The sequence below is a fragment of the Streptomyces sp. RB17 genome, assembly GCF_009604455.1.
In the GTDB taxonomy this organism is placed as follows: domain Bacteria; phylum Actinomycetota; class Actinomycetes; order Streptomycetales; family Streptomycetaceae; genus Streptomyces.
In genome coordinates this window covers 45,003-71,582 of record NZ_WEGL01000002.1, presented here as the reverse complement: position 1 = coordinate 71,582, position 26,580 = coordinate 45,003, and the positions used below count along the sequence as shown (strand labels likewise).

Below are 26,580 nucleotides of genomic sequence, written 5' to 3'. Positions count from 1 at the left end.
GCGACCCGGCATGCGCTGCTCGGCGAACCGGTCCGCGGTGGGGAAGCAGCGCTCGACGTGGTGATCGTGAGGAACTCCGGCGAGAGGACCGTCGATCCGGCCAACGGGCTCAACGGACGGAATCTGTCCTGGGCGGACTGGAAGGCGGGCAGCGCGGTCTGCGCGGGTACGGGAGGCTTCACCCCCTGAACTCCCCTGCGAAACAAGGACTTTCTTTGTTTCATGTCTTGACGGCCGCAGGGGTGGGGAGCACATTGGCGACACCTTGAGAGCGCTCTCAACCCAACGTGGGAGCGCTCTCACGGCACCCCCGCACACCCCCCGTACCCATCGAGAGGCCCCCCATGAGCGATTCCTCCGGCATACCCAGACCCCGCCCCCTGCGGCGCGCGCTGGTCGCCGCCGTCGCCACCCTCGGCCTGGCGGTGGCGGTCGCCACGGCCGCCACCGCACCCGCCGGCGCCACCGCCCCCACCCCTCCCTCGGGCTGGAGCCAGGTCTTCCTGGACGACTTCAACGGCGCGGCGGGCTCCGGTGTCAACACGTCCGACTGGCAGTACGACACCGGGACCTCGTACCCGGGCGGTGCCGCGAACTGGGGCACCGGCGAGGTCGAGTCGATGACCTCCAGCACGAACAACGTGGCACTGGACGGCAACGGTGACCTGCTCATCACCCCCCGCCGCGACGCCTCCGGCAACTGGACCTCCGGCCGGATCGAGACCACCCGGACCGACTTCCAGCCCCCGGCCGGCGGCAAGCTCCGCGTGGAGGCCCGCCTCCAGATGCCCAACGTCACCGGGAACGCGGCCGCCGGCTACTGGCCCGCCTTCTGGATGCTGGGCGCGCCTTTCCGCGGCAACTACCAGAACTGGCCGAGCGTCGGCGAGCTGGACATCATGGAGAACGTCCAGGGCCTGAACAAGACCTGGGCCACCATGCACTGCGGCACCAACCCGGGCGGCCCGTGCAACGAGACCTCGGGCCTCGGCAACTCCACGGCGTGCCCCAACACCACCTGTCAGTCGGGCTTCCACACCTACACCATGGAGTGGGACCGTTCGGTGAGCCCGGAGGCGATCCGCTTCTACGTCGACGGCGTCAACTACCAGACGGTCACGGCCAACCAGATGGACGCGACCACCTGGGCCAACGCCACGAACCACGGCTTCTTCGTCATCCTGAACGTGGCGATGGGCGGCGGCTTCCCCGGGGCCTTCGGCGGCGGCCCGACCAGCGCCACGGAGCCCGGCCACCCGATGGTCGTCGACTATGTGCAGGTCCTGCAGTCCTCGGGCAGCGGCGGCGGCACCACTCCCCCGCCGCCCGGCAACCGCGACGCCTACAGCGCCATCCAGGCCGAGTCCTACGACAGCCAGTCCGGCATCAGCACCGAGACCACCACGGACTCCGGTGGCGGCCAGGACATCGGCTGGATCGCGAACGGCGACTGGGCCCTCTACAAGGGCGTGAACTTCGGGTCCACGGCGGCCACCCAGTTCAGCGCACGGGTGGCGAGCGGCGCGGCCGACGGCGTCAGCGGACTGGTCGAGGTACGCCTGGACAGCCGCAGCAACGCCCCCATCGGCAGCTTCGCCGTCGGCAACACCGGCGGCTGGCAGTCCTGGCGAACCATCCCGGCCAACATCGGCTCGGTCACCGGCACGCATGACGTGTATCTGACCTTCACCAGCGGCCAGCCGGCCGACTACGTGAACGTCAACTGGTTCGACTTCGGGCACTGAGCAACTCGCCGCCCCGGCCGGAGCGGTGGGCGCGGGCGCTCCGTTGCGGTCGGCAGGGCGGTCGGGGACAGGGATACTGCCCTGTCCCCGACCGCCCTGGGATGGGTGGATGGACGTCCTTCGTTGTGCGGTTGTGGGGTTGTGCGGTGCGCGGTCGGCGGACAGTAACTGCCGCCGCCTGTCCGTCAGTTACAGAAGTTGAGCAGGTCGAGAAGACCGTTGCCGCACTGGAAGTGCTCCCCGCCCTCGCCACCGCCGCCGTGGCCGTAGGCTGGGGAGGCCTTGGCGGCGGCGTGCGTGGCGGGCGTCGCGGCCACGGCGGATGTGGCGGTTGCCACCCCCGCCGCGCAAGCGATGCCCACGGCGGCCATCACCGCGAATACTCGCGGCATCCGGGAAACGGTCTTCTTGGGGTGAGGTGCAGTGTTCATGCACTCACCATGCACACCCTTGCGAACAGTTGCCCGCCGAGCGCATCCGAGCGGGTGAGCCACCATCAGGTGGCGGACCGGAATGCGGTTCCGGGCATACGCCCACCTCGACCGACCGCGACACGTCCCGTGCCGCCGAGGGAGCTGTGCGGAGTCTCAACCCGCCGTCGTACTGGCCTTGTTGGTCTCATGCCCTGCCGCACCCGACCCGCCCCGTGCCCGGTGGCTCACCAGGCTCGCCGTCACCCGTGAGAGTGACCGCCGCCGCAATCTGCCGCCGCGAAGCCGACCCCGGGTGCGTCCTGATGGACGGCACTCTCGCGGAGCAGGACGGCCGCCTTGGGGGAACCGACCCGCGCATCGGCATGCCGGGGTCGCCGCCATGAGATCGATGTGCCGCTGCACGGGTGGCGCAACTCCGGCCCGGTGACACGGTGTTGGTCTCCGGCGCGGGCGGGGCGAGGGGTCCGCTCGCCGGGCGGTGCCGTGGCTCGGCGACTCCTGAGCCCGTCAGCGCAGTTCCGCGCGGAACGCGACCGGTGTCTGGCCGGTGTGCAGATGGAAGAACTTGGTGAAGTTGGCCGCGTCGGGGAAGCCCACGGCCGCCCCGACCCGGCCGATGGGCAGGTCGGTGTGGGCGAGGAGCCGCTTGGCCTCCAGGACGACGCGCTTGTCGATGAAGCCCTTGGGGGTCTCACCGGTGGCGGCACGGACGGCGCGCACGAGGGTGCGACGGGAGTAGCCGAGGGCGTCGGCGTAGGCGCTGACGCTGTGATTGGTGGCGAAGCCCTGCTCGACGGCGTCCCGGAATCGGGTGAAGGTACTGTCCGTGTGCTGCCGGCCGGCCTCGGCGGAGCTGGCCGCGAGGTGCGCGAGGCGCAGCAGGAACGCGGTGAGGGTGTGTCTCAGGACGGCGGTGTGCAGGCTGAGCGGGAGCGTGGCGGTGTCCTCGTACTCCCGCCGCAGCTGGTCCAGGGACGCCTGGAGCGCGGCGAGCCGGTCCGGGCCGGGGTGCAGCAGGGGCGGCAGGTCGTAGCGGTACAGGCCGGTGGCCTCGACGGTGGCCCGCGGCAGAAAGCCGGGCTGCATGGTCAGGACGGTTCCGCGGTACACGGCCTCGCGAGAGAAGCGGTGGACCTGTCCGGGGCGGATCCAGAGCAGGTCGCCGGCGCCGGCCTCGTACTCGGCGAAGTCGATCATGTGCCGTACGGGGCCGTCGGTGAAGAGCATGACGACGTGGAAGTCGATGCGGTGGACGCGGTGCAGGGGGGCGTCGGCGTGCCAGGTGTGGTCGGTTCCCATGGGACCGATCTGCATGCCGACGCCGCCGACGGCCAGCTCGGCCGGGAAGGGGAAGGTCTTGATGCCCTCACCGTCGGCACGTGATCCCTCGCCTTGGGGCGTTCTGTCAGTCATGTCCTCTTCGTGCCGTCCCTGTCGCGTGATCACTGTCCCAGATTCACCACAGGCTGACACACCCCGACCTTTCCTCGAAAAAGTCAGACTTTTAAGTTTGAACGCGTCAGGCCAGCAATCCCGCACTGAACGAGGACTTCTTGAAGATGACCACGCAGACATCCGATGGCTTCGAGTGGACCGACCTGGACCGGCGTGCCGTGGACACCGCCCGTCTTCTGGCGGCCGACGCGGTCCAGAAGGTGGGGAACGGGCACCCGGGCACGGCGATGAGCCTGGCACCTGCCGCGTATACGATCTTTCAGAAGGTGATGCGTCACGATCCCGCCGACCCCGAGTGGACCGGCCGGGACCGTTTCGTTCTGTCCCCCGGCCACACCTCGCTGACCCTGTACACGCAGCTCTTCCTCTCCGGGTACGAGCTGGAACTGGACGATCTGAAGGCGTTCCGGACCCACGGGTCCAAGACGCCGGGTCACCCCGAGTACGGCCACACCGCCGGCGTCGAGACCACCACCGGCCCGCTCGGCCAGGGTGTCGCCAACGCGGTCGGCATGGCGATGGCGGCCCGCTACGAGCGCGGCCTGTTCGACCCCGAGGCCCCTGCGGGCAGCTCCCCGTTCGACCACACGATCTGGGCGATCGTCTCCGACGGTGACCTGGAGGAGGGCGTCTCCGCCGAGGCCTCCTCCCTCGCCGGCCACCAGAAGCTCGGCAACCTGGTCTTCCTCTACGACGACAACCACATCTCCATCGAGGGCGACACCGCGACCGCCTTCTCCGAGGACGTGCTGAAGCGGTACGAGGCCTACGGCTGGCACACCCAGCGCGTCGAGCCCACCGCCGACGGCGACATCGACGTCCCCGCCCTGTACACGGCGCTGAAGGCCGCGCAGGCCGAGACCGGACGGCCCTCGATCATCGCGATGCGCACGATCATCGCCTGGCCGGCCCCGACCGCGCAGAACACCGAGGCCTCCCACGGCTCCGCGCTCGGTGAGCAGGAGATCGCCGCCACCAAGCGCGTCCTCGGCTTCGACCCGGAGCAGGCCTTCCAGGTCGAGGACGACGTCCTGAAGCACACCCGGCGGGCCCTGGACCGGGGTGCCGAGGCGCACGCCGCCTGGGACAAGCGGATCGCCGAGTGGCGGGCCACCGCCCCGGAGCGGGCCGCCCTCTTCGACCGGATCGCCAAGGGCGAGCTGCCCGAGGGCTGGGAGCAGAAGGTCCCGGTCTTCGAGGAGGGCAAGTCGGTCGCGACCCGCGCCGCCTCCGGCAGGGTGCTGCAGGCGCTCGGCCCGGTGATCCCCGAGCTGTGGGGCGGCTCCGCCGACCTGGCCGGCTCCAACAACACCACGATCGACAAGACCAGCTCCTTCCTGCCGCAGGGCAACCCGCTGCCCGAGGCCGACCCGTACGGCCGTACCGTCCACTTCGGCATCCGCGAGTTCTCCATGGCCGCGGAGATGAACGGCATCGCCCTGCACGGCAACACCCGGATCTACGGCGGCACCTTCCTGGTGTTCTCCGACTACATGCGCAACGCCGTCCGCATGTCGGCGCTGATGCAGCTGCCGGTGACGTACGTCTGGACGCACGACTCCATCGGCCTCGGCGAGGACGGCCCCACGCACCAGCCGGTCGAGCACCTGGCCTCGCTGCGCGCGATCCCGGGCCTGAACGTCGTCCGCCCGGCCGACGCCAACGAGACCGCGATCGCCTGGGCCGAGATCCTGAAGAGGCACGCCGTGAACCCCGCCCCGCACGGGCTCGCGCTCACCCGCCAGGGCGTGCCGGTGTACGCGCCGAACGAGGACGCGGCCAAGGGCGGCTATGTGCTGCGCGAGTCCTCGACCCAGGTCCCGGAGGTGATCATCATCGCGACGGGCTCCGAGGTGCAGCTGGCCGTGGCCGCCCGGGAGCGGCTGGAGGCCGAGGGGACCGGCACGCGGGTGGTGTCGATGCCGTCCGTGGAGTGGTTCGAGGAGCAGTCGCGCGAGTACCGCGAGCGGGTGCTGCCGCCGGCCGTGAAGGCCAGGGTCGCCGTCGAGGCCGGCATCGGTCTGACGTGGCACCGGTTCGTGGGTGACGCAGGTCGGATTGTCTCCCTCGAACACTTCGGTGCCTCCGCCGATGCGACCACACTGTTCGCCGAGTTCGGCTTCACCCCTGAGAACGTCGCCGCCGCTGCCCGCGAGTCGCTCGCCGCGGCGCGCGCCTGACACCGACGCCCGATTCCGACCCGAAGGAAGAATGATCACTGTGACCGAAGCAATCGCGACCCCGGGAGCCCTCAAGCGCCTCGCCGACGAGGGCGTGTCGATCTGGCTCGACGACCTGTCGCGCAAGCGGATCACGTCGGGCAGCCTCGCCGAGCTGGTGGCGAGCGGGAGCGCCGTCGGTGTCACGACGAACCCCTCGATCTTCCAGGCCGCCATCGGCTCCGGCGAGGGCTACGAGGAGCAGCTCACCGACCTCGCCGTGCGCGGTGTGACGGTGGACGAGGCGGTGCGGATGATGACGACGGCCGACGTGCGCGACGCCGCCGACGTCCTGCGTGAGGTGTACGACGCCACGGACGGCCGGGACGGCCGCGTCTCCATCGAGGTCGACCCGCGTCTGGCGCACGACACCGCGGCCACTGTCGCCGAGGCCAAGCAGCTCTTCTGGCTGGTCGACCGCCCCAACGTGATGATCAAGATCCCGGCGACCGAGGCGGGCCTGCCGGCCATCACCGAGGTCATCGGCCTCGGCATCAGCGTCAACGTGACCCTGATCTTCTCCCTGGAGCGCTACCGTGAGGTCATGGCCGCCTACCTGGCCGGCCTGGAGAAGGCCCAGCAGCGCGGCATCGACCTCTCCACGATCCACTCGGTGGCGTCCTTCTTCGTCTCCCGCGTGGACACCGAGATCGACAAGCGGCTGACCGCCCTCGGCACCGACGAGGCCCTCGCCCTCAAGGGCCGCGCGGCCCTCGCCAACGCCCGGCTCGCCTACGAGGCCTACGAGGAGGTCTTCGCCTCCGCGCGCTGGGTCGCGCTCGCCGCTGCCAAGGCCACCAGGCAGCGCCCGCTGTGGGCATCCACCGGGGTGAAGGACCCCGCCTACAAGGACACCCTGTACGTGGACGAGCTGGTCGCGCCGGGCACCGTCAACACCATGCCCGAGGCCACCCTGAACGCCGTCGCCGACCACGGCGAGATCACCGGCGACACGGTGACCGGCGGCTACGCCCAGGCGCGCGCCGACCTGGCCGCCGTCGAGCGGCTCGGCATCTCCTACGACGAGGTCGTCCAGCAGCTGGAGGACGAGGGCGTCGCCAAGTTCGCGGCGGCCTGGCAGGAACTGCTGGACGCCGTGACGATGTCCCTGAAGAGCAAGGGAGTTGACGCCCGATGACCGAGAACGCCCCCGCCGCCGAGGCGCCCGCGCCGAAGACGGCCGCGCACGAGGCGCCCGAACCCGAGGCGGTACGGGTCCCGGTGGCCCCGGCCGCCGACTGGGAGAACCCGCTGCGGGACACCCGCGACCGCCGGCTGCCCCGGATCGCCGGCCCGTCCGGGCTGGTCATCTTCGGTGTGACCGGTGACCTGTCCCGCAAGAAGCTGATGCCGGCGGTGTACGACCTCGCCAACCGCGGTCTGCTGCCGCCGGGCTTCTCCCTCGTCGGGTTCGCCCGCCGCGAGTGGGAGGACCAGGACTTCGCGCAGCTCGTGCACGACGCCGTGAAGGAGCACGCCCGCACCCCGTTCCGCGAGGAGGTGTGGCAGCAGCTCGCCGAGGGCATGCGGTTCATCCCCGGCGACTTCGACGACGACACCGCCTTCAAGCAGCTGAAGGACGCCGTGGAGGAGCTGGACTCCTCCCGCGGCACCGGCGGCAACTTCGCGTTCTACCTCTCTGTGCCGCCGAAGTTCTTCCCCAAGGTCGTGCAGCAGCTGAAGAAGCACGGCCTGGCGAACCCGCCCAAGGGTTCCTGGCGGCGCGCGGTCATCGAGAAGCCGTTCGGCCACGACCTGGCCAGCGCCCGCGAGCTGAACGCGATCGTGCACGACGTGTTCGAACCGGACCAGGTGTTCCGCATCGACCACTACCTCGGCAAGGAGACCGTCCAGAACATCCTGGCGCTGCGCTTCGCCAACCAGATGTACGAGCCGATCTGGAACCGCAGTTACGTCGACCACGTGCAGATCACGATGGCCGAGGACATCGGCATCGGCGGCCGGGCCGGCTACTACGACGGCATCGGCGCGGCCCGTGACGTCATCCAGAACCACCTGCTGCAGCTGATGGCGCTCACCGCCATGGAGGAGCCGATCGCGTTCGACGCGGAGGCGCTGCTCACCGAGAAGCTGAAGGTGCTGAAGTCGGTGCGGCTGCCGGAGGACCTCGGCGCTCACGCCGTGCGCGGCCAGTACGCGGCCGCCTGGCAGGGCGGCGAGAAGGTCGTCGGCTACCTCGAGGAGGAGGGCATCGACCCGAAGTCGAAGACCGACACCTTCGCCGCGATCAAGCTGGGCATCGACAACCGCCGCTGGGCGGGCATCCCCTTCTACCTGCGCACCGGCAAGCGGCTCGGCCGCCGGGTCACGGAGATCGCGGTGGTCTTCAAGCGGGCCCCGCACTCCCCCTTCGACTCCACGGCCACCGAGGAACTCGGGCAGAACGCGATCGTCATCCGCGTCCAGCCGGACGAGGGCATGACCGTGCGGTTCGGCTCCAAGGTGCCGGGCACCTCGATGGAGATCCGGGACGTGTCGATGGACTTCGCCTACGGCGAGTCGTTCACCGAGTCGAGCCCGGAGGCGTACGAGCGGCTCATCCTGGACGTGCTGCTCGGTGACGCGAATTTGTTCCCCCGTCATCAAGAGGTGGAAGAGTCCTGGAAGATCCTCGACCCGATCGAGGAGTACTGGGCGGCGCACGGGCGGCCGGCGCAGTACGCGTCGGGCAGCTGGGGACCGAGGGAAGCGGACGAGATGCTCGCACGAGACGGACGGAGCTGGCGCAGGCCATGAAGATCGACCTGACCGACACCACGGCAAGCAAGATCAACAAGGCGCTGGTGCAGGGCCGCCGCGCCATCGGCACCCCGGCCGTGGGCATGGTCCTGACGATGGTCATCGTCACGGACGAGGAGAACGCCTACGACTCGATCAAGGCCGCCGAGGACGCCTCGCACGAGCACCCCATGCGGACCCTGGTCGTCATCAAGCGGCATGTCCGCACCCTGCGCGACCGCACCCACTCGCGCCTCGACGCCGAGGTCCGGGTCGGCTCCGAGGCCGGCACCGGGGAGACGGTCGTGCTGCGCACCTACGGCGAGGTGTCCGACCACGCCGACTCGGTCGTGCTGCCGCTGCTGCTGCCGGACGCGCCCGTCGTCGTGTGGTGGCCGGTGGACGCCCCCGACGCCCCGTCCGAGGACCCGCTCGGCGCGCTCGCGCAGCGCAGGATCACCGACCTGTACGCGTTCGAGCGGCCGATGCAGGTCCTGGACACCCGCGCCCGCAACTACGCGCCCGGCGACACCGACCTCGCCTGGACCCGGCTCACGCTGTGGCGGTCGATGCTGGCCGCCGCCCTGGACCAGGCGCGCGTGCCGATCACGTCGGCGGCCGTCGAGGCCGAGGCGGACAATCCCAGCGCCGAACTCCTGGCCCGCTGGCTGGAGGCCCGCCTGAAGGTGTCCGTGGAGCGCGTGGTCACCGCCGGCCCGGTCGTCACCGCCGTACGGCTGGGCACCCAGAACGGAGAGGTCCGCATCGACCGCCCCGAGGGCCCCCTCGCCACGCTGAGCCTGCCCGGCCAGCCGCCGCGCACCCTGGCCCTGAAGGTCCGCCCCACCTCCGAACTCATCGCCGAGGAACTGCGCCGCCTCGACGCCGACGAGATGTACGCCATCGCCCTCAAGGGCGAGGCCGCCAAGGAGAACGCCTGAGATGGCAGAGTCCGAGTTTGTGAAGCTCACCAACCGGCCCCAGTGGACGGCCCTCGCCGACCACCGCGCCGAGGGGCAGCCGCACCTGCGCGAGCTGTTCGCGGCGGACCCCGGCCGCGCCGAGCGGTATGTCGTACGGGTCGGCGACCTGTACATCGACTACAGCAAGCACCTGATCACCGACGCGACCCTGGCGCTGCTCCAGGAACTCGCCACCGCCACGGGCGTGTTCGCGCTGCGCGACGCCATGTTCCGCGGCGAGAGGATCAACGTCACCGAGCGGCGGGCCGTGCTGCACACCGCGCTGCGCGCCCCGCGGGACGCGGTGATCGAGGTGGACGGCGAGAACGTCGTCCCGAAGGTGCACGGCGTCCTCGACCAGATGGCCGACTTCGCCCGCAAGGTCCGCTCGGGCGAGTGGACCGGCCACACCGGCAGGCGCATCAGGAACGTCGTCAACATCGGCATCGGCGGCTCCGACCTCGGCCCGGCGATGGCCTACGAGGTACTGCGCCCGTACACCGCACGGGAGTTGACGTTCCGGTTCGTGTCGAACGTGGACGGCGCCGACCTGCACGAGGCCACCCGTGACCTGGACCCGGCGGAGACCCTGTTCATCGTCGCGTCCAAGACGTTCACCACGATCGAGACGATCACCAACGCGACCTCGGCGCGCTCCTGGCTGCTCAAGGCCTTCGACGGCGACGAGAAGGCCGTCGCCCGGCATTTCGTGGCACTGTCGACCAACGCCGAGAAGGTCACCGAGTTCGGCATCGACCCGGACAACATGTTCGAGTTCTGGGACTGGGTCGGCGGCCGGTACTCGTACGACTCCGCGATCGGCCTGTCCCTGATGATCGCCATCGGCCCCGAGCGGTTCCGGGAGATGCTCGACGGCTTCCGGCTGGTCGACGACCACTTCCGCACCGCCCCCGCCGAGGCCAACGCGCCTTTGCTGCTGGGCCTGTTGGGCATCTGGTACGGCAACTTCCACGACGCCCAGTCGCACGCCGTGCTGCCGTACAGCCACTACCTGTCGAGGTTCACCGCCTACCTCCAGCAGCTGGACATGGAGTCCAACGGCAAGTCGGTGCAGCGGGACGGCCGACCGGTGGAGTGGCAGACCGGGCCGGTGGTGTGGGGTACCCCGGGCACCAACGGGCAGCACGCGTACTACCAGTTGATCCACCAGGGCACCAAGCTGATCCCGGCGGACTTCATCGGCTTCGCCCGTCCCGTGGGCGAGCTCAGCGAAGAACTCAAGGCGCAGCACGACCTGTTGATGGCCAACTTCTTCGCCCAGACCCAGGCGCTCGCCTTCGGCAAGAGTGCCGAGGAGGTCCGCGCGGAGGGCGTGCCGGAGGAACAGGTCACGCACCGCACCTTCCGGGGCGACCATCCCACCACCACGATCCTCGCCCGCGAGCTGACCCCGTCCGTGCTCGGCCAGCTGATCGCCCTCTACGAGCACAAGGTGTTCGTACAGGGCGCGGTGTGGAACATCGACTCCTTCGACCAGTGGGGCGTGGAGCTGGGCAAGGTCCTCGCCCAGCGGGTCGAGCCCGCCCTCAGCGAGGGCGCAGAGGTCCCCGGTCTCGACCCGTCCACCACGGCCCTCGTCGCCGCCTACCGCACGCTCAAGAACGCATCGGAAGTGAACTGACATGCAGCTCGGTCTCATCGGTCTCGGCAAGATGGGCGGCAACATGCGCGAGCGGATCCGCCGCGCCGGCCACACCGTCATCGGCTACGACCGCAATCCCGAGGTCTCCGACGCCAAGTCCCTCGCCGAACTGGTCGAGAAGCTGGACGCGCCCCGCCGTGTGTGGGTGATGGTCCCGGCCGGCACCGCCACACAGACCGTCGTCGACGAACTGGGCGACCTGCTGGAGCCCGGCGACACGGTGATCGACGGCGGCAACTCCCGCTGGACGGACGACGAGAGGCACGCAGCCGCCCTCGGCATCAAGGGCATCGGCTTCGTCGACGCCGGTGTCTCCGGCGGAGTGTGGGGCCTGGAGAACGGCTACGCCCTCATGGTCGGCGGCGACGCACAGCACGTGGAGCCGCTGAAGCCGATCTTCGAGGCGCTCAAGCCGGAGGGCCCGTACGGCTATGTCCACGCGGGCCGGGTCGGCGCCGGGCACTTCTCCAAGATGGTCCACAACGGCATCGAGTACGCCATGATGCAGGCCTACGCCGAGGGCTGGGAGCTGCTGGAGAAGGTCCACTCGGTGGAGAACGTCCGCGAGGTGTTCCGCTCCTGGCAGGAAGGCACCGTCATCCGCTCCTGGCTGCTGGACCTCGCGGTCAACGCCCTCGACGAGGACGAGCACCTGGAGAAGCTGCGCGGCTACGCGGAGGACTCCGGCGAGGGCCGCTGGACGGTGGAGGCGGCCATCGACAACGCGGTCCCGCTGCCCGCGATCACCGCCTCGCTCTTCGCCCGCTTCGCCTCCCGGCAGGACGACTCGCCGCAGATGAAGATGATCGCGGCGCTGCGCAACCAGTTCGGCGGCCACGCTGTCGAGAAGAAGGACTGACCCGCCGTGGGGGACCTCCTGCTGGTCCGCCACGGTGAGACGGAGTGGAGCAGGTCGGGACAGCACACCAGCTGGACCGACCTGCCCCTGACCGGGCGCGGCGAGGAACAGGCCAAGTCCCTCGCTCCGCTGCTCACCGACCGGACCTACGCCCTCGCGCTGTCCAGCCCGCTGGACCGCGCGCTGCGCACCGCCGAGCTGGCGGGCCTGACCGGGGTCGTGCCCGATCCCGGTCTGCACGAGTGGGACTACGGCGGCTACGAGGGCATCACCACGGTCGACATCCACCGCACCCGCCCCGGCTGGGACCTGTGGACCGACGGCGTGCCGCCCGGCCCCGAGGGTCACCCGGGCGAGTCACCGGAGGAGATCGGGGCCCGCGCCGACCGGGTGCTGGCCCGTGTGTCCCCGGCCCTCGCGGAGGGGGACGTGATCCTCGTCGCCCACGCCCACTTCCTGCGCGTGCTCACCGCCCGCCGGCTGGGTCTGCCGCCCGCCGAGGGCCGGCTGTTCCAGCTGGCCACCGCCACGGTCGGCCGGCTGTCCACCGAACACGGGCGGCCCGTGATCGCCGAGTGGAACAGACGGCCGTAACGGCCCTTCGGCCGCGGCCCGGTTCACCTGCGGTGGGCCGGGCCGCAGTCGTACAGCAGCCGGGTCCGGTCGCCGGGGTCGTAGGCGGCCGGCGGGACGCGTGTGCAGTGGGCGGTGGTCCAGCGCAACAGCGTCCCCACCGGGGTGCGTGCCCCGCGGGAGCGGCGGGACAGCACGACGTAACGCAGCCGCCCGGTGTCCAGCATCCGGCGGAACTCGGCCCGCGCCGGATACGGGACGCTTCCGGTGAAGCCGCCCATCGGCAGCACGGACGCGTCGGCGGCGATGACGTACGGCGCGGCGCTCTGCCAGTCGGGTACGGCGGCCAGGTAGCGGGCGCCGTCGCGGTGCGCGGTCAAGTAGGCGAGCAGCCGCCGGTGCCGGGGCCCGAGGGTGGTCGACGCGGTGCCGGCTCGGGTGCTGGTCGGGCCGACCCGACCGAAGGCGCCGGGCTGGTTGTAGCGCAGGGACAGCGCGGACGCCGTCCACACGGCGGGGACCAGCAGGACGGCGGCGAGGGCGGCGGCGAGCGCGGCCTGCGGCGGGATACGGCGGGCGGTCTCGCCGGAGCGCCGGCGCAGGGCCGCGAGCAGCACCGCCAGCAGCCCGAGGGCGGCCGCGCAGGGCACCGACCAGGGCTGGAAGCGCGGGTACCACAGCGTCAGGGCCGCGCACCACACGAGGTTGACGGCGATGACGGCCGCGAGCACACGGGAACGGCGGCCAGGGGCGACGCCGGCCGCGGGAGGCGTACGGGAGCCGCCCGCCTCGCCGACGGCGGCCGTGGGAGACACACGAGAGCCGCCGGCCCCGACGACACCCGGTCCCGAAGACGCGCGCGAGCCGCCGGCCCGGACGACGGCGGCTGCGGCGAGGGCGGCCACGGGCACCGCGACGACGCCCATGTAGTAGGTGTGGCCGGTGACGCTGCCGAAGCTGAAGACCGCGAAGAACGTCACGAGCCACACGCCCCACAGCACATGTCCGGCGAGCAGCCGGTCGGTGCGCGCCGCCCGGCGCCGCCGCAGCGCCAGCAGCCCGCCGACCAGACCGAGCGCGGCCAGCGGGTACAGCCAGCCGGTCTGGGTGGCGAGGCCGGGGCTGAACATCTTCCCCACGCCGTCGCCCATCCCCGGTCCCAGATGTGCGCCCGCGCGGACCGCTCGGCTCGTCACGATGCTGCCGGTGCCGGCCGCGTCCACGCCGACGGCATGGAAACGGGTCAGGAAGTTGTAGCCGACGACCAGGGCGAACGGCGAGTCGTCGGTGGTGCCGTCGAGGTACGGGCGGGCGCCCGCCGGGGTGAGCGCCGCCACCAGCATCCACGACACCGACACCGCCACGGTCACCGCCCCGGCCAGCACCACATGGCGGACACGGCGGCGCAGTACGGCGGGCGCGGCGACGAGGTAGGCCGCGGCCAGCGCGGGCAGCACCGCCCACGCCTCCAGCATCTTGCACTGGAAGGCGAGACCCACCCAGACTCCGGCGAGCAGCAGGGTGCGCGGGCGGCCCCGCTCGGTGGCCCGCCAGGTGGCCTCGGCGGCCAGCAGCAGGAGCAGCACGAACGGGGCGTCCTCGGTGACCGAACGGCCGAGGCCCACCGTCACCGGGGTCAGCGTCAGGAACACGGCGGCCAGCAGCCCGGCGGGCACCCCGGCCCAGCGGCGCACCAGCAGATGCAGCAGCAGGACGCAGCCCACCATCTCCAGGGCCTGGGGCAGCACCAGCGCCCATGGGTGGAAGCCGAACACCAGCGCGGCGAGCGCCTGCGGCCACAGGAAGCCGGGCAGCTTGTCCAGCGTGATGGAGCCGGCCGGGTCGAAGGAGCCGTAGAGGAAACCGGCCGGACTGTCCGTCATGCTGCGCACCGCGCTCGCGTAGAAGGCGTGGTAGGTGCTGTGCTCCAGGCCCCACAGGCACAGCACGGCGGCGAGCGCGGCGATGACGGCGAGCACCGGCCGCTCGTAGCGGTCGGCGCGGGCCGCCGCGAGCGGGGTGCCCGGGGGCGGGACGGCCGGGGGCGGGACGGCCGGGGGCGGGACGGCCGGGGGCGGGACGGCCGGGGGCGGAGCGGTTGCGGTCGGCGGCTGGCCGGGGCGCAGCAGCGGCCGGCCGGCGGGGATCGGCATGGGACTTCCAGGCACCCGTTCGGGACTCTCGGGTCCGGGACACCGGGTCTGTCGCGGACCGTGCGAGTATCGGCCGCCCGAACGGGTGGCGGCGGATGCCGGGGCCGTGTCTCACCGAGGTCTCACCGCGGGCTCACCAGCTCCTTCACCTCCTCTTTCGCCCGCTGCTCTCAGCGGCGTCCCGCGTGCTGGGCCGCGAGCCGCACCGGCGCGTTCGCGGCGCCGTACCCCTGGTAGGCGGGGTCGCGCTGGACGAGTTCGAAGAAGACCCGGCCGACGGTTTCGGTGTAGCAGTGCCGGAAGGAGCCGCCCGCGTCCCGGTCGTAGAGGATGCCGAGGTCCCGGTAGGTCTCCAGCTCGTCGTCGGCGAGCTCGTACCGGGCGGCGAGGTCGTCGTAATAGTTGGCCGGCACCCGCAGCAGCCGGCCGCCCGCGGCGTGGAAGGCGCGGGCCGCGGCCACCACGTCGTCGGTGGCCAGCGCGATGTGCGCCGCGTGCACGGTGTCGTCGGTGGGTGCCGCGCCGACGCCGAGGGCGATGCGGACGCTGCCGTCGGCGTTGGCGACGGCGCGGCTGCGCATCAGGCCGTAGGGGTCGGCGAGGTCGACGCTCTCCTGGGCGGTGAGGCCGAGGACGCTGCGGTGGAAGAGCGTGGCCTCGTCGAAGTGGTGCCAGGGCTGGGTGAGGGCGAGGTGGTCGATGCGGGTGGCGGAGGGCGCCGGGGTGATGTCCGGCAGGCCGGCGAAGTCGGCCCGCCAGTCGGGGAGTTCGGGATCGCCGGTGGCGCAGAAGAACAGTTCGGTGCCGTCGGGGGCGGCGACGGCGTCCAGCGGGGCGTCCCCGGGGGTACGGCGGCGGGGCAGCACGGGGGCGAGCAGCGTTTCGGCGCGGCGGGCGGCAGCGGCGGGGTCCGGGGACTCCAGGCCGATCGCGGCCAGCCGGGTGCCGCCGCGGCGGGCGGTGGCGGCGGAGTTGACCAGGACGCGGGCCTCACCCCGCTGCCACAGGTCGACGGGCTTGCCACGGTGCCGGGCGGCGCGGGTGAAGCCGAGCGCGCTCAGGAGCGCGGTGACGGGTTCGGCGTCCGGGGTGAGAAGTTCGGCGAAGGCCACCCCGGTGGGCACGACGGGCGGCGGCAGTTCGGCCACGCCCGCGACCTCCTGCAGGAGCAGCAGGGACCGGTGGGCGTCGACGGCGGTGGGGCCGGCGTCGGCCTGCCGGAAGACGTCGTTGAAGACCTCCAGGGACAGCGGCCCGCGGTAGCCGGCGGCGAGGACGCGCCGCAGCAGCCCGGCGACGTCGAAGCCGCCCTGGCCGGGGAAGCAGCGGTAGTGGCGGCTCCACTGCAGGACGTCCATCGCGAGCAGCGGGGCATCGGCCAGTTGCAGGAAGAAGATCTTCTCGCCGGGGATGTCCGCGATCCCTTCGAGATCCTTCGGTTCGGAGCCGCGGGAGAGGATGTGGAAACTGTCCAGACACACGCCGAGCGCCGGGTGCCCGGCGGCCTCGACGATCCGCCACGCGTGGTCATAGGTGTTCACATGCCGCCCCCAGGCGAGCGCCTCGTACGCCACTCGGATCCCGAACTCCTCGGCGAGCCCGGCCAGTCGAGCGAGCTGACCGGCCGCTCGCGCGTCGTCGTCCACGGCGTCCGGCGACACGCTTGAGCACACGAGGACGGTGTCGGCGCCGAGCCGGTTCATCAGCTCGAACTTGTGCCGGGCGCGCCGCAGATTGCGCTCGAAGACCTCGTCGGGCACGCCCTCGATGTCCCGCATCGGCTGGTACAGATCGATGCTCAGCCCGAGGTCGGCACAGCGGGCCCGGATCTCCTCGGGAGCGAGCGGGCAGGCGAGGAGATCGTTCTCGAAGATCTCCACCCCGCCGAACCCGGCACGCGCGACGGCGGCGAGCTTCTCGGTGAGGGTGCCGCTCAGGGAGACGGTGGCGATGGAGGTGTGCATACCTGTGCTCCTTGAGACTGCCGTGCTGCGGCGCCCCGTCAGGGGCGCGGGGCTGTTTCCGATATGCGGCCGCCGCCGCGTGGGCGCGACCGGCCACACACCACCCGCACCCGTCATCCGACAGGACTCCCCGAGCTCTCGACGCCCACCAACTCCTCGAAGTCAGCCAGCATCCGCCTGCTGTCCGGCTCTCTCCCCGTGAACAACCGAAACGCATCCGCAGCCTGGAACACGGCCATTCCGCCTCCAGCGAGAACGGCGCACCCACGCGCGTGAGCCACCCGCAGCAGCTCCGTCCGAAGCGGCCGATAGACGACCTCCGCCACCCACAGCCCGGGATGCAGCAGCTCCGCAGGCAACGGCAGCCCCGGATGCGCGGCCATACCGGTGGGCGTGGCATGGACAAGACCCCCCGCGCCGTCGGCCTCGGCAAGCAGTTCCGGCAACTGATCGGCCGTCGCCGCCACAGCCCGGCCGGGGCCGAAGTGCCGTACCAGCGAGTCGGCCAGCGCAGCGCCCCGCTGGGGCAGCGCATCGACGACGGTGACCCGTCCGGCACCGAGGGTGAGCACCGCGTGGGCGACGGCCGCGCCCGCGCCGCCCGCGCCGAGCTGGACGACCCGCTCGAGCGGGGCGTCCGGCAGGCCGCGCGCGAAGGAGGCGGCGAAACCGGTCACGTCGGTGTTGTGGCCCACGGCCCGGCCGTCGTCGAAGACCACGGTGTTGACCGCGCCGAGCGCCTCGGCCCGCGGATCGAGCGCGTCGAGGTGGTCGATGACCAGCTGTTTGCAGGGGTGGGTGATGTTCAGCCCGTCGTAGCCGAGATCGCGGGCGGCGCGGACCAGGTCGCCGACCGCCTCCGGCGCCCGCCCGAGGACGTCGATGTCGAGGAGCCGGTACAGGTGGCGCAGGCCCTGCCGGTCCGCCTCCCGCTGGTGCAGGGCGGGGCTGAGCGAGGGGCCGATCCCGGCCCCGATCAGCCCGACGAGATACGAGTCCTTGGCCACGTGGCCCTCCCGAGACGGCGCTAATGTACGAACCAGTACGTTAGCTATATCAGCCGCCCCGACTGTGCGGAAGACCCCGGCCCCAGCCGGCGCCCCTGCTTCTACAATCACCGGCACGCACAGCGAGCGTGCCGCCCAGGCGTCCACCGGCCCGAAGGAATGCGATGACCAGCGTCGAAGAACCGGTACGACCCGGGGGACGGGTGCGCGACGCGGCCCGCACCAAGGCCGAGATCCTCGACGTGGCCACGCAGGAGTTCGCCCGGGCCGGCTACGACGGGGCCCGGGTGGACGACATCGCGGCCCGCACCCGCACCACCAAGCGGATGATCTACTACTACTTCGGCGGCAAGGAACAGCTGTTCACAGCCGTGCTGGAGCGGGCGTACGGGGTGATCCGCGAGGCCGAGCAGCAGCTGGACGTCGATCACCTGGACCCGGTCGCCGCGATCCGCCGCCTGGCCGAGCTGACCTTCGACCACCATGAGCGGCACCCGGACTTCATCCGCCTGGTCAGCATCGAGAACATCCACGGCGCCGAGCACATCGCGGCCTCCGAGAAGCTGGGGAGGATCGGCTCCCCGGCGCTGGACGTGATCCGCCGGATCCTCACCGCGGGACAGGAGTCGGGGCTGTTCACGGCCGACGTCGACGCGGTCGACCTGCACGCGATGATCAGCGCGTTCTGCTTCTTCCGGGTCGCCAACCGGCACACCTTCGGCGCCCTGTTCGGCCGGGACCTGGTGGACCCCGCCCAGCGGGAGCACTACCGGACCATGCTCGGCGACATGGTGATCGCCTACCTGACGGCGGAGCGCGCGGCCGGCTGACCCGAGCCGGGCCCGCGCCCGGCGGATCGCCGCACGGACTCTTGACAGCGGGGAAACACCGGCGCAACATCCCACCCACCACGACTAACTATCCAGTGGGTTAATTAGCAGCCGAGATCCGGCCCTCGCCCGCTCCCTCCCCTCGTCGCTCACTCCGCCCTTCCGTAGGGTGGAGACCCCCGAAGGAGCTCGCCGTGTCCGTCCCCACCCCTGCCCCCGCGCCCGCCGCCGACGCCCCTCCCGGCCAGCCCTGGAAGGCGGCGACGGCCGCCTGGATCGGCAGTGCCCTGGAGTACTACGACTTCTTCGTCTACGGCAGCGCCGCCGCACTGATCTTCCCGAAGGTCTTCTTCGACTCCTCCGACCCGGCGACGGCGACCCTGCTGTCGCTCGCCACCTTCGGCGTCGCCTACGCCGCGCGGCCGCTCGGCGCCCTGGTCCTCGGGCACGTCGGCGACCGGCTCGGCCGCAAGAAGATCATGGTCTTCACGCTGGTCCTCATGGGCCTTTCGACGTTCCTGATCGGCTGTCTGCCCACCCGCGCCCAGGCGGGCACGCTCGCCCCCGTACTGCTCGTGCTCTGCCGCGTGCTGCAGGGCATATCCGCGGCCGGCGAACAAGCGAGCGCGAGTTCGATGAGCCTGGAGCACGCCCCGCCCGACCGGCGCGGGTTCTTCACCAGCTTCACGCTCAGTGGCACTCAGGGCGGCCAGCTCATCGCCACGCTGGTCTTCATCCCCGTCTCCCAGCTTCCCGAGGACCAGCTGCTGTCGTGGGGCTGGCGGGTGCCGTTCTGGCTGAGCGTGGTGGTCGCCGTGACCGGTTACGTCATCCGGCGCCGGGTGCGCGAGACCCCGGCCTTCGCCCGGCAGGTGGCGACCGAGGGCGTGGTCCGGCTGCCGCTCGCGGTGCTGCTGCGCGAGCACTGGGCGGACGTGCTCCGGGTGATCGCGGGCGCGCTCATCGCGTCCGTCAGCACGATCTTCACGGTGTGGGCGCTGTCCTACGCCACCAGCGACGCCGTCGGCATGTCCCGTACGTTCATGCTGTGGGTGGGCGCGCTGGCGAACCTCGCCGCGCTGGCCGCGATCCCGCTGTGGGCCACGCTCTCGGACCGGATCGGGCGCCGGCCGGTGTTCCTGATCGGGGCGGTGGGCAGCGCGGCCGCGATGGCCGGCTTTCTGTGGGCGGTCTCCACGGGCTCGCGCCCGCTGACCCTGGTCCTCGGGATCGTGGCCTTCGGTCTCGTCTACAGCGCCGCGAACGGTGTGTGGCCCGCCTTCTACGGCGAGATGTTCGCGACCCGGGTGCGGCTGTCCGGCATGGCCATCGGCACGCAGATCGGCTTCGCGGTCGCCGGGTTCGCGGTCACCTTCGCCGCCGAGATCGCCGGCCCGGGCGGCGACGACTGGTCGGCGGTGGCCCTGTTCACGGCCGCCCTGTGCGTCCCGCCGACCCTGGCCGCCCTCACCGCCCGCGAGACGCACAAGGTCCCGACGGAACTGCTCGGCGAACGGTCGGGCGGCCCGGCGGAGCCGGTGGAACGGGTCACGGCGGCCTAGGCCCTGTCGTCAAACTCCCTCCTGCCCTGCGACGCCATGCACGCACTCTCGCCGCAGGGCCCGCCCTTCGGGCGGACGGCTGGAGTTTGACGACAGGGCCCAGGAGCGCCGAGATCCGGAGCCGGTACCGAAGACACCACGGCCGCGCGGGTGAAGACGCCCGCGCGGTCCGCCCGTCCGCACGACACCGGCTACCGCATTCCGCCTACGGCTTCGGGTGACGCGGCTCGTACAGGGCGAGTTCGCCGCCGCCCGGCAGGCGCAGGGCGGTCACCCGCCCCCAGCGGGCCTCCTCCACCGGACGAGTGAACTCCACTCCCCGCTCGGCGAGTTGGCGTTGCGTCGCGTCGAGGTCGTCGCACATCAACATCAGCTCGTGCGCGGGCTCGTCCTCGGTGGGGTGGCAGGCCACCTCGGTGGGCGGCGCCTGGAAGATCAGCCATCCGTGGCCCGCGTCGACGTGCGTCCACCCGAGGGTGTCGCGCAGGAAGGCTCGGTCGGCCTCCACGTCCCGGCTGTAGAGCACCACATGTGCACCATTGATCACGCGCGGAGGCTAGTGCGGCGCGCGGACCGGGACAAGCACCGGCCGCTCGACCCGCCGCGTCCACCGCAACGCCGTACCCACCACCGACGCCACCTCCACCGCACCCACCACCCGACCGCACCGACCGCGCGCGGCACGCCACGGCGGTGCCGCCCTCCGCCTGCGCCCGCCCCGGTCGTGCTCAGCCGCCCGCGGCCACCGCCGAGTCGAGGAAGGGCCCCAGTTCCCGTACCGCCGTGGTCAGGGGTCCTGCGTCCTGTTCGGCGCGGGCCATCAGGATCGCGCCCTCCAGGGTGCTGATCATCAGCGTGGCCAGGGATGCGGCGCGCCTCGCCGGGACTCCCATGCCGGTCAGGGCCTCGGCGAGCGGAGTCCGCCACGTCGTGAACGCGGCGGCCACGGCCTCACGGGTCGAGCCGCCGGCCGCGGCGCACTCGACGGTGGCGGCGGCGACCGGGCAGCCCGACGCGAAGCCGTGCGCCGCGTACTCGTCGGTCCACTGCGCGACCATCGCCGCGAACAGACCGCTCGGCGTCGGCTCCTCCAGCCCCGCGAGAAAGCGCGCGATCCGCCCGCCCGCATAGCGTCCGGCCCAGCCGACCGCCTCGCTGACCAACTGCTCTTTCCCGCCCGGGAAGTAGTGCTGGAGCGAGCCGCGCGGTGCGCCGGCGTGCGCGGCGACCTCCCGCATGCCGGTCGCGGCCACACCGTCACGCCGGATGAGCTGGGCCGCGCTGAAGACCATCCGCTCCCGCGGCCCGTGTCGCCCCTCGCTCATCGCCGACCTCCCGATCCTCGCCACCCAACTCTATGACCGGTGTCATAACGGCCGCTACTATGACAGCGGTCATAGTCCGCTGCCGGAGCGAAGGACGGTCCCCGTGAACGTCGGTTTCATCGGTCTCGGAGTGATGGGCCGGCCCATGGCACAGCGCCTGGTGTCCGCCGGCACTCCCCTGGTGGTCTGGAACCGGACCCCGGAACGCGCCGCACCTCTGCGCGCGGCCGGGGCCACGGTCGCCGCGGACGCCGACGAGGTGTTCGCACGGGCGGACGTCGTGCTGCTGATGCTCGCCGACGAGGCCGCCGTCGACACCGTCCTCGGCCGGGGCACACCCGCTCTGGCGGCGCGGGTCGCCGGCCGCATCGTCGTCCACATGGGCACCACCTCCCCCGAGTACTCCCACGCCCTGGAGACCGACGTCCGCGCCGCCGGCGGCCGGTACGTCGAGGCGCCCGTGTCGGGATCACGGGTGCCGGCGGAGGAGGGGCAGCTGGTGGCGATGCTCGCCGGGGAGGCGGACGCGGTGGACACCGTACGGCCGCTGCTCGCGCCGATGTGCCGGGAGACGTTCGTGTGCGGTCCGGCGCCCGGCGCGCTGCTGATGAAGCTGTCCGTGAACCTCTTCCTGATCACCCAGGTGACCGGGCTGACCGAGGCGTTCCACTTCGCCGAGCGGCAGGGCCTGGACCGGCGGCTGTTCCTGGACGTCCTCGACGCGGGCCCCATGGCCAGCGGCGTCTCCCGGGTGAAGGCGCCGAAGCTGTTCGACCGGGACTTCGCGGTGCAGGCGGCCGCGCTGGACGTCCTGAAGAACAACCGGCTCATCGCCGAGGCGGCCCGCAAGGCACACCTGGCCTCACCGCTCCTCGACGTGTGCCACACCCTGTTCGAGGAGACGGTGGCCCAGGGGCACGGCGACGAGGACATGGTCGCCGTACTGCGAGCGATCGAGACACGGACCGCCGGGGCGGCGTAGCCCGGAGCCGGTGACGGTCAGCGCCGCAGCCGGGAACCCGGGGCAGATCAGCGCTTCGGGATGCCGTAGACCCGGTCGACGTGCAGGCGCACCACCAGGCGGCGGTCGCGGACCATCGCCGCCCGGTAGTCGTCCCAGTCCGGATGCTCGCCCTGGACGTCCCGGTACAGGCGGATCAGCTCCTCGACGGCGTCGTCGTGCGGGTCCTGCGCGACCGGGGAGAGTTCGGCCGTGCCCTCGGCGACGGTGTACGCCCAGCGGTCGGCGCTGGTGACGTGGTAGGAGGCGCGGTGGTCACGGCGCAGGTTCCGGGTCTTGGCGCGGTCGTCGGTGACGGAGATCCGGATGACGCGCTCGCCGGGGTAGTAGGCGTGGTTGACGTTGGACAGCTGGGGGCGGCCGTCGCTCTTGAGGGTGACCAAGACGCCGGCGTTGCCTTCGGAGAGCAGGTCGAGCAGTGCGTCCTGCGTGGGGGCCGAGGTGGAGTCTTCGCTCATGACACGGTCAACTCACCGGAGCGGGCCCTCATTCCCGCACCGGGCTTGTTTGGTAGACAGTGTCTACGCTCGCCTGGTAGACACTGTCCATGACTGAGTCCGACATCGGGTTGCGGGACCGTCTGGTCGACACCGGCGTGGAATTGCTGGCCGCCGAGGGGCTGCAGGCGCTGACCCTGCGGGAGATCGCCCGGCGCGCCGGCGTCTCACACGGGGCGCCGCGCCGCTACTTCCCCACCCACGTGGAGCTGCTGTCGGCCATCGCGCGCCGGGGCTTCGCCGACCTGGCCGAGCGGGTGCGGGCGACACTCGCGCCCGGCTCAGCCGGCCCGCGCGCGCAGGTGGCGGCGCTGGCGCGGACGTACCTGGAGTTCGCGAGCGCCAACCCCGGCATGTACGAGCTGATGTTCCGTCATGATCTGCTGGAGAGCGGTCATCTCGGATTGCGGGAGACGAGTCTCCCGTTGTTCCGTGTGCTCGCGGGGCTCGTCGGCGAGGTCCGGCCCGGGGCCGACGCCCGGCGGGTCGCGGGCGCTTTGTGGGCCAATCTGCACGGGATCGCGCAGCTGTGGCGCTGGTGCAGCCTTCAACTCGCCGTCGGCGACGACGACTTCGGGCCCCTGCTCGATGCGGTGCTGCTGGCCCATCTGGGCCCGGAGGGCGCCCGGTGAACCGGCGGTGGACGCTCGCGAGCAGTGTGGCGGGCGCGGTGGTCGTCGCGCTGGACGGTACGGTCCTCACGGTCGCGCAGCCCCGTCTGCAAGCGGAGTTGGGGGCGTCGTTCGCCGAGGTGCAGTGGACCAGTACCGCGTACCTCGTCGCCGTGGCCAGTCTGCTGGTGTTCGCGGGGCGGCTCGGTGACCGGTACGGACAGCAGCGGGTGTTCGCGCTCGGCATGCTGGGGTTCGGGGCGGCGTCGGCGGCGATCGGTTGCGCGCCAGGCGTGGGGTGGGTGATCGGGCTGCGGGCGGTGCAGGGGGTGTGCGGAGCGCTGTTGCAGCCGGCCACCCTGGGCATGCTGCGGGCCGCGTACCCGCCGGACCGGCTCGCGCAGCCCCTCGCCGCAAGGACCGCCGCGATCGGGCTGGCGGCGGCAGCGGGGCCGCTGACGGGCGGGGTGCTGGTGACCGGTCTGGGCTGGCGGGCGGTGTTCTTCGTCAATGTGCTGCCCGCGCTCGTGTTCGGCCTCCCGGCGCTGCTGCGGCCGCAGCGGCCCGCCGCGGGCTGCCGGACTGCGCTGGACGTGCCGGGTGCCGTGCTGCTCGCGGCGGCGCTCTCCTGCCTGGTGCACTCGCTGACCGCGCGGCCCGCCTCCGTGACGGGACTCGCCGTCGCCGCGGTCGCCGCCGCCGTCCTCGTACGGCACGAGCGGCGTACGGCGAGCCCGCTGCTGCCGCCCGCGGTCATCGGCTCGCGCGCGGTCGGGGCGGCGCTCGGCGTGCTGGTGATCGTGTCCGCGGCCCTGTTCGGCAGCCTCTTCGTGGCCACCTACGTGCTGCAACGCCGCCTGGGCCTCGACCCGTTGGCCAGCGCCCTGCGCAGTCTGCCGCTCGCGGTGCTGATGGTGACGTCCGCCGCGCTGTGCCCGGCACTGCTGCGCCGGTTCGGGACGCGCGGTACGACGGCGGGGGCCGCTGCGCTTCTCGCGCTCGGTGTCCTCACGCTGTCCGGGGCCGGCTCCACGCCCTCGCTCGGCTGTGCGTTCGCCCTGCTGGGCGCGGGCTTCGGGACGGTGATGGTGGCCGCCACCCAGGCGGTCGTACGGCGGGCGGAGGTGGCGGTGGCCGGAGTGGCGGGCGGGCTGCAGCAGACGGCCCTGAACGTCGGCCCGGCCGTGGGGGTGGCGACGGCGACCGCGCTCATGGGCGCCGGGACCGCGACCGCCCTGCTCACCCTGGCGGCCCTCGCGGCGCTCGGCGTGCCCCTGGCCCGTGCGCTGCCGAGGGCCGACAGCGGCGGCAACGGCGCACGGCCCGGGCCCGGGACCGGAGGCGAGGGCATGCCGGCCGGCACCGGTGGCGATCACGCACCGGCGGGGAGGGAAGGCGATCACACACCGGCCGGATCCAGGGGCCGTCACGCACCGGCCGGACCCGGAGGCCATCACTCACCGGCCGGGCCCGGAGGCGCTCGTGGACTGTCCGGGGCCGACGGCAGTCGTCGGTTGCCCGCGGCCGACGGCGGTCGTCGGTTGCCCGCGGCCGACGGCAGTCGTCGGTTGCCCGGGGCCGACGGCGTCGCGTCGATCACAAACAGCGCTGATGAACGGGTCCATGGTGGTGTTCCTGGGCGACGATGAACACCGGGTGCGTCCGGCGGGCAGCCGGGGGCATCGCGTACAGGGCGACCGGAGGAGAGCGATGGCACGGCTGCGGCAGGAAGTCGACCCGGGCGAGGCGGGGCTGGACGTCAAGGCGCTGGACCGCCTGGACCGGCATGTCGCGCACCACGTCGACGAGGGGCGGCTGCCCGGCTTTCTGGTGGCACTGTCTCGCGGCGGCCGGGTCGCCCACCTCACCGCGTACGGCCGGCGCGATGTCGCGGCCGGACTGCCGGTCGAGACGGACACGCTGTGGCGGATCTACTCCATGACCAAGCCGGTCACCGCGGTCGCCGTACTGCTGCTGGTGGAGGAGGGCAGGCTGTCCCTGGACGACCCGCTCGAACGCCATCTGCCGGTATTCGCCAACCCCCGTGTGTACGACGGCGGTACGGGTCAGGATCTGCGCACCCGCCCGGCCGCCGGCCCGATCCTGATCCGGCATCTGCTCACCCACACCGCCGGCCTGACCTTCGGTTTCTACCACAAGCACCCCGTCGACGCCCTCTACCGGGCGTCCGGCCTGGAGTACTCGGTGCCGCCGGGCGCCGATCTGGCGGAGACCGTCGAGGTGTACGCGCGTATGCCGTTGCAGTTCGACCCGGGCACCCAGTGGAACTACTCGGTGGCTTCGAACGTGCTGGGCCGGGTCGTCGAGGTGGTGTCCGGCCGGCCGCTGGACACGTTCGTCGCCGAACGCATCCTGCGTCCGCTCGGCATGACCGACACCGGCTTCCACATCCAGCCCGAACAGGCGGACCGACTGGCCGAGTTGTACGGGGAGACGGACGAGGGCGGGATCGCGCCGGTGGCGGGGCTGCCGGTGCGCGGCCGGCCGAGGTTCCTGTCCGGCAGCGGCGGCCTGGTCTCCTCGGCGTACGACTTCCACCGGTTCATGGAGATGCTGCGCCGGGGCGGCGAACTGGACGGCGTACGGCTGCTGTCCGCGGACACCGTCGGCCTGATGACCCACAACCAGCTGCCCGGCGACGCGACACTGCGCTCCTTCGGCGCCCCCGTCCACCAGGAGCCCGGCAACGACGGGCTCGGCTTCGGCTTCAACGTGTCGGTGGTGACCGACCCGTCCCGCACCCTGGCCCCCTCCAGCCTCGGCACGTACGGCTGGACCGGCGTGGCCACGACCGCGTTCTGGGTCGATCCGGCCTATGAGCTGACGGTCCAGTTCATGACGCAGGTCCGCCCCAAGACGCTGAAGATCTTTCCGGAGCTGCGGCGGCTGGTGCACGAGGCGCTGACGGGCTGACCATCTCGGCGCCCGCCGCCCGTGGGG

The 26,580-nt window shown here is 72.0% G+C and carries 22 protein-coding genes and 1 pseudogene; 15 read left to right on the top strand and 8 right to left on the bottom strand.

Annotated features, from left to right (window positions below; genetic code table 11):
* Positions 1-57: 57 nt before the first annotated feature.
* Together SRB17_RS47500 and SRB17_RS07310 are read left to right on the top strand one after the other, a co-directional pair.
* Complete coding sequence (locus SRB17_RS47500; protein ID WP_267133415.1) at positions 58-189, top strand: hypothetical protein; 132 nt, start codon at positions 58-60, stop codon at positions 187-189.
* A 155-nt stretch (positions 190-344) separates the two neighbouring features.
* Positions 345-1,745 carry a glycoside hydrolase family 16 protein gene (locus SRB17_RS07310; protein ID WP_153536047.1) on the top strand — a complete coding sequence of 467 codons (1,401 nt, stop codon included), beginning with the start codon at positions 345-347 and terminating at the stop codon, positions 1,743-1,745.
* Positions 1,746-1,930: 185 nt separating this feature from the next.
* Here the strand turns inward: SRB17_RS07310 and SRB17_RS07305 are convergent, their stop codons facing one another.
* Positions 1,931-2,176 (bottom strand): hypothetical protein, encoded by a 246-nt coding sequence (locus tag SRB17_RS07305; protein WP_153536045.1) that lies wholly within the window; start codon positions 2,174-2,176, stop codon positions 1,931-1,933.
* Positions 2,177-2,686: 510 nt separating this feature from the next.
* On the bottom strand, positions 2,687-3,592 hold the full coding sequence (locus tag SRB17_RS07300) for a helix-turn-helix domain-containing protein (protein WP_153536043.1): 906 nt from the start codon (positions 3,590-3,592) through the stop codon (positions 2,687-2,689).
* A gap of 146 nt (positions 3,593-3,738) precedes the next feature.
* On the opposite strand from SRB17_RS07300, the gene tkt reads away from it, so the two are divergent.
* From tkt to SRB17_RS07265, 7 genes are read left to right on the top strand one after another with little or no spacing between them, the layout of a single operon-like run.
* Positions 3,739-5,814: a transketolase gene (gene tkt / locus SRB17_RS07295; protein ID WP_153536041.1), complete on the top strand. Its 2,076-nt coding sequence runs from the start codon at positions 3,739-3,741 to the stop codon at positions 5,812-5,814.
* Positions 5,815-5,845: 31 nt separating this feature from the next.
* On the top strand, positions 5,846-6,991 hold the full coding sequence (gene tal / locus SRB17_RS07290) for a transaldolase (protein WP_153536039.1): 1,146 nt from the start codon (positions 5,846-5,848) through the stop codon (positions 6,989-6,991).
* Positions 6,988-8,610 carry a glucose-6-phosphate dehydrogenase gene (gene zwf / locus SRB17_RS07285; protein ID WP_194293940.1) on the top strand — a complete coding sequence of 541 codons (1,623 nt, stop codon included), beginning with the start codon at positions 6,988-6,990 and terminating at the stop codon, positions 8,608-8,610. The genes tal and zwf overlap by 4 nt, the downstream gene beginning before the upstream one ends.
* Positions 8,607-9,533 (top strand): glucose-6-phosphate dehydrogenase assembly protein OpcA, encoded by a 927-nt coding sequence (gene opcA / locus SRB17_RS07280; RefSeq protein ID WP_153536037.1) that lies wholly within the window; start codon positions 8,607-8,609, stop codon positions 9,531-9,533. The genes zwf and opcA overlap by 4 nt, the downstream gene beginning before the upstream one ends.
* A 1-nt stretch (position 9,534) precedes the next feature.
* On the top strand, positions 9,535-11,196 hold the full coding sequence (pgi, locus tag SRB17_RS07275) for a glucose-6-phosphate isomerase (RefSeq protein WP_153536034.1): 1,662 nt from the start codon (positions 9,535-9,537) through the stop codon (positions 11,194-11,196).
* Between the two features lies 1 nt (position 11,197).
* The gene (gnd, locus tag SRB17_RS07270; RefSeq protein ID WP_153536032.1) at positions 11,198-12,076 is read left to right on the top strand and encodes a phosphogluconate dehydrogenase (NAD(+)-dependent, decarboxylating); all 879 of its coding nucleotides are present in this window, start codon (positions 11,198-11,200) and stop codon (positions 12,074-12,076) included.
* Positions 12,077-12,082: 6 nt separating this feature from the next.
* Positions 12,083-12,670 (top strand): histidine phosphatase family protein, encoded by a 588-nt coding sequence (locus tag SRB17_RS07265; RefSeq protein ID WP_323375132.1) that lies wholly within the window; start codon positions 12,083-12,085, stop codon positions 12,668-12,670.
* A 23-nt stretch (positions 12,671-12,693) separates the two neighbouring features.
* Here the strand turns inward: SRB17_RS07265 and SRB17_RS07260 are convergent, their stop codons facing one another.
* From SRB17_RS07260 to SRB17_RS07250, 3 genes are all read right to left on the bottom strand, one after another.
* A complete protein-coding gene (locus tag SRB17_RS07260; protein WP_153536030.1) occupies positions 12,694-14,802 on the bottom strand; it encodes an ArnT family glycosyltransferase in 2,109 nt (702 codons plus the stop codon).
* Positions 14,803-14,972: 170 nt separating this feature from the next.
* Positions 14,973-16,766: a bifunctional sugar phosphate isomerase/epimerase/4-hydroxyphenylpyruvate dioxygenase family protein gene (locus SRB17_RS07255; RefSeq protein WP_153536028.1), complete on the bottom strand. Its 1,794-nt coding sequence runs from the start codon at positions 16,764-16,766 to the stop codon at positions 14,973-14,975.
* A gap of 113 nt (positions 16,767-16,879) precedes the next feature.
* A complete protein-coding gene (locus SRB17_RS07250; protein ID WP_323375131.1) occupies positions 16,880-17,773 on the bottom strand; it encodes a shikimate dehydrogenase in 894 nt (297 codons plus the stop codon).
* Between the two features lie 164 nt (positions 17,774-17,937).
* Here SRB17_RS07250 and SRB17_RS07245 point away from each other — a divergent pair, with 164 nt between their 5' ends.
* Together SRB17_RS07245 and SRB17_RS07240 are read left to right on the top strand one after the other, a co-directional pair.
* Complete coding sequence (locus SRB17_RS07245; protein WP_153536026.1) at positions 17,938-18,603, top strand: TetR/AcrR family transcriptional regulator; 666 nt, start codon at positions 17,938-17,940, stop codon at positions 18,601-18,603.
* 194 nt (positions 18,604-18,797) lie between these two features.
* Positions 18,798-20,165, top strand: a complete 1,368-nt coding sequence (locus tag SRB17_RS07240; protein WP_323375130.1) for an MFS transporter — start codon at positions 18,798-18,800, stop codon at positions 20,163-20,165.
* Positions 20,166-20,370: 205 nt separating this feature from the next.
* On the opposite strand, the gene SRB17_RS07235 is transcribed toward SRB17_RS07240, so the two are convergent.
* A complete protein-coding gene (locus SRB17_RS07235; protein WP_323375129.1) occupies positions 20,371-20,712 on the bottom strand; it encodes a VOC family protein in 342 nt (113 codons plus the stop codon).
* A 181-nt stretch (positions 20,713-20,893) separates the two neighbouring features.
* Positions 20,894-21,490, bottom strand: a complete 597-nt coding sequence (locus SRB17_RS07230; RefSeq protein ID WP_153536024.1) for a TetR/AcrR family transcriptional regulator — start codon at positions 21,488-21,490, stop codon at positions 20,894-20,896.
* Here SRB17_RS07230 and SRB17_RS07225 point away from each other — a divergent pair.
* Positions 21,402-22,472: an NAD(P)-dependent oxidoreductase gene (locus tag SRB17_RS07225; protein ID WP_323375128.1), complete on the top strand. Its 1,071-nt coding sequence runs from the start codon at positions 21,402-21,404 to the stop codon at positions 22,470-22,472. The two genes, SRB17_RS07230 and SRB17_RS07225, sit on opposite strands and share 89 nt — an antisense overlap.
* 47 nt (positions 22,473-22,519) lie before the next feature.
* Here the strand turns inward: SRB17_RS07225 and SRB17_RS07220 are convergent, their stop codons facing one another.
* Positions 22,520-22,969 (bottom strand): PPOX class F420-dependent oxidoreductase, encoded by a 450-nt coding sequence (locus tag SRB17_RS07220; protein ID WP_153536020.1) that lies wholly within the window; start codon positions 22,967-22,969, stop codon positions 22,520-22,522.
* A gap of 89 nt (positions 22,970-23,058) precedes the next feature.
* Here SRB17_RS07220 and SRB17_RS07215 point away from each other — a divergent pair, with 89 nt between their 5' ends.
* From SRB17_RS07215 to SRB17_RS07205, 3 genes and pseudogenes are all read left to right on the top strand, one after another.
* A complete protein-coding gene (locus SRB17_RS07215) occupies positions 23,059-23,640 on the top strand; it encodes a TetR/AcrR family transcriptional regulator (RefSeq protein ID WP_153536018.1) in 582 nt (193 codons plus the stop codon).
* A pseudogene (locus SRB17_RS07210) lies at positions 23,637-24,917 on the top strand (MFS transporter); the annotation flags it as partial. The gene SRB17_RS07215 and the pseudogene SRB17_RS07210, both read left to right, overlap by 4 nt.
* A gap of 412 nt (positions 24,918-25,329) precedes the next feature.
* Positions 25,330-26,553, top strand: coding sequence for a serine hydrolase domain-containing protein (locus SRB17_RS07205; RefSeq protein ID WP_153536016.1), 1,224 nt, complete (start codon positions 25,330-25,332; stop codon positions 26,551-26,553).
* Positions 26,554-26,580: the final 27 nt, after the last annotated feature.

Bases quoted from the DNA above. Each gene is read 5' to 3' on its own strand.
- SRB17_RS07310 (WP_153536047.1), top strand. From the start codon at position 345: ATGAGCGATTCCTCCGGCATACCCAGACCCCGCCCCCTGCGGCGCGCG.
- SRB17_RS07305 (WP_153536045.1), bottom strand. From the start codon at position 2,176: ATGAACACTGCACCTCACCCCAAGAAGACCGTTTCCCGGATGCCGCGA.
- SRB17_RS07300 (WP_153536043.1), bottom strand. From the start codon at position 3,592: ATGACTGACAGAACGCCCCAAGGCGAGGGATCACGTGCCGACGGTGAG.
- tkt (WP_153536041.1), top strand. From the start codon at position 3,739: ATGACCACGCAGACATCCGATGGCTTCGAGTGGACCGACCTGGACCGG.
- tal (WP_153536039.1), top strand. From the start codon at position 5,846: ATGATCACTGTGACCGAAGCAATCGCGACCCCGGGAGCCCTCAAGCGC.
- zwf (WP_194293940.1), top strand. From the start codon at position 6,988: ATGACCGAGAACGCCCCCGCCGCCGAGGCGCCCGCGCCGAAGACGGCC.
- opcA (WP_153536037.1), top strand. From the start codon at position 8,607: ATGAAGATCGACCTGACCGACACCACGGCAAGCAAGATCAACAAGGCG.
- pgi (WP_153536034.1), top strand. From the start codon at position 9,535: ATGGCAGAGTCCGAGTTTGTGAAGCTCACCAACCGGCCCCAGTGGACG.
- gnd (WP_153536032.1), top strand. From the start codon at position 11,198: ATGCAGCTCGGTCTCATCGGTCTCGGCAAGATGGGCGGCAACATGCGC.
- SRB17_RS07260 (WP_153536030.1), bottom strand. From the start codon at position 14,802: ATGCCGATCCCCGCCGGCCGGCCGCTGCTGCGCCCCGGCCAGCCGCCG.
- SRB17_RS07255 (WP_153536028.1), bottom strand. From the start codon at position 16,766: ATGCACACCTCCATCGCCACCGTCTCCCTGAGCGGCACCCTCACCGAG.
- SRB17_RS07245 (WP_153536026.1), top strand. From the start codon at position 17,938: ATGACCAGCGTCGAAGAACCGGTACGACCCGGGGGACGGGTGCGCGAC.
- SRB17_RS07225 (WP_323375128.1), top strand. From the start codon at position 21,402: ATGCCGGTCGCGGCCACACCGTCACGCCGGATGAGCTGGGCCGCGCTG.
- SRB17_RS07230 (WP_153536024.1), bottom strand. From the start codon at position 21,490: ATGAGCGAGGGGCGACACGGGCCGCGGGAGCGGATGGTCTTCAGCGCG.
- SRB17_RS07220 (WP_153536020.1), bottom strand. From the start codon at position 22,969: ATGAGCGAAGACTCCACCTCGGCCCCCACGCAGGACGCACTGCTCGAC.
- SRB17_RS07215 (WP_153536018.1), top strand. From the start codon at position 23,059: ATGACTGAGTCCGACATCGGGTTGCGGGACCGTCTGGTCGACACCGGC.
- SRB17_RS07205 (WP_153536016.1), top strand. From the start codon at position 25,330: ATGGCACGGCTGCGGCAGGAAGTCGACCCGGGCGAGGCGGGGCTGGAC.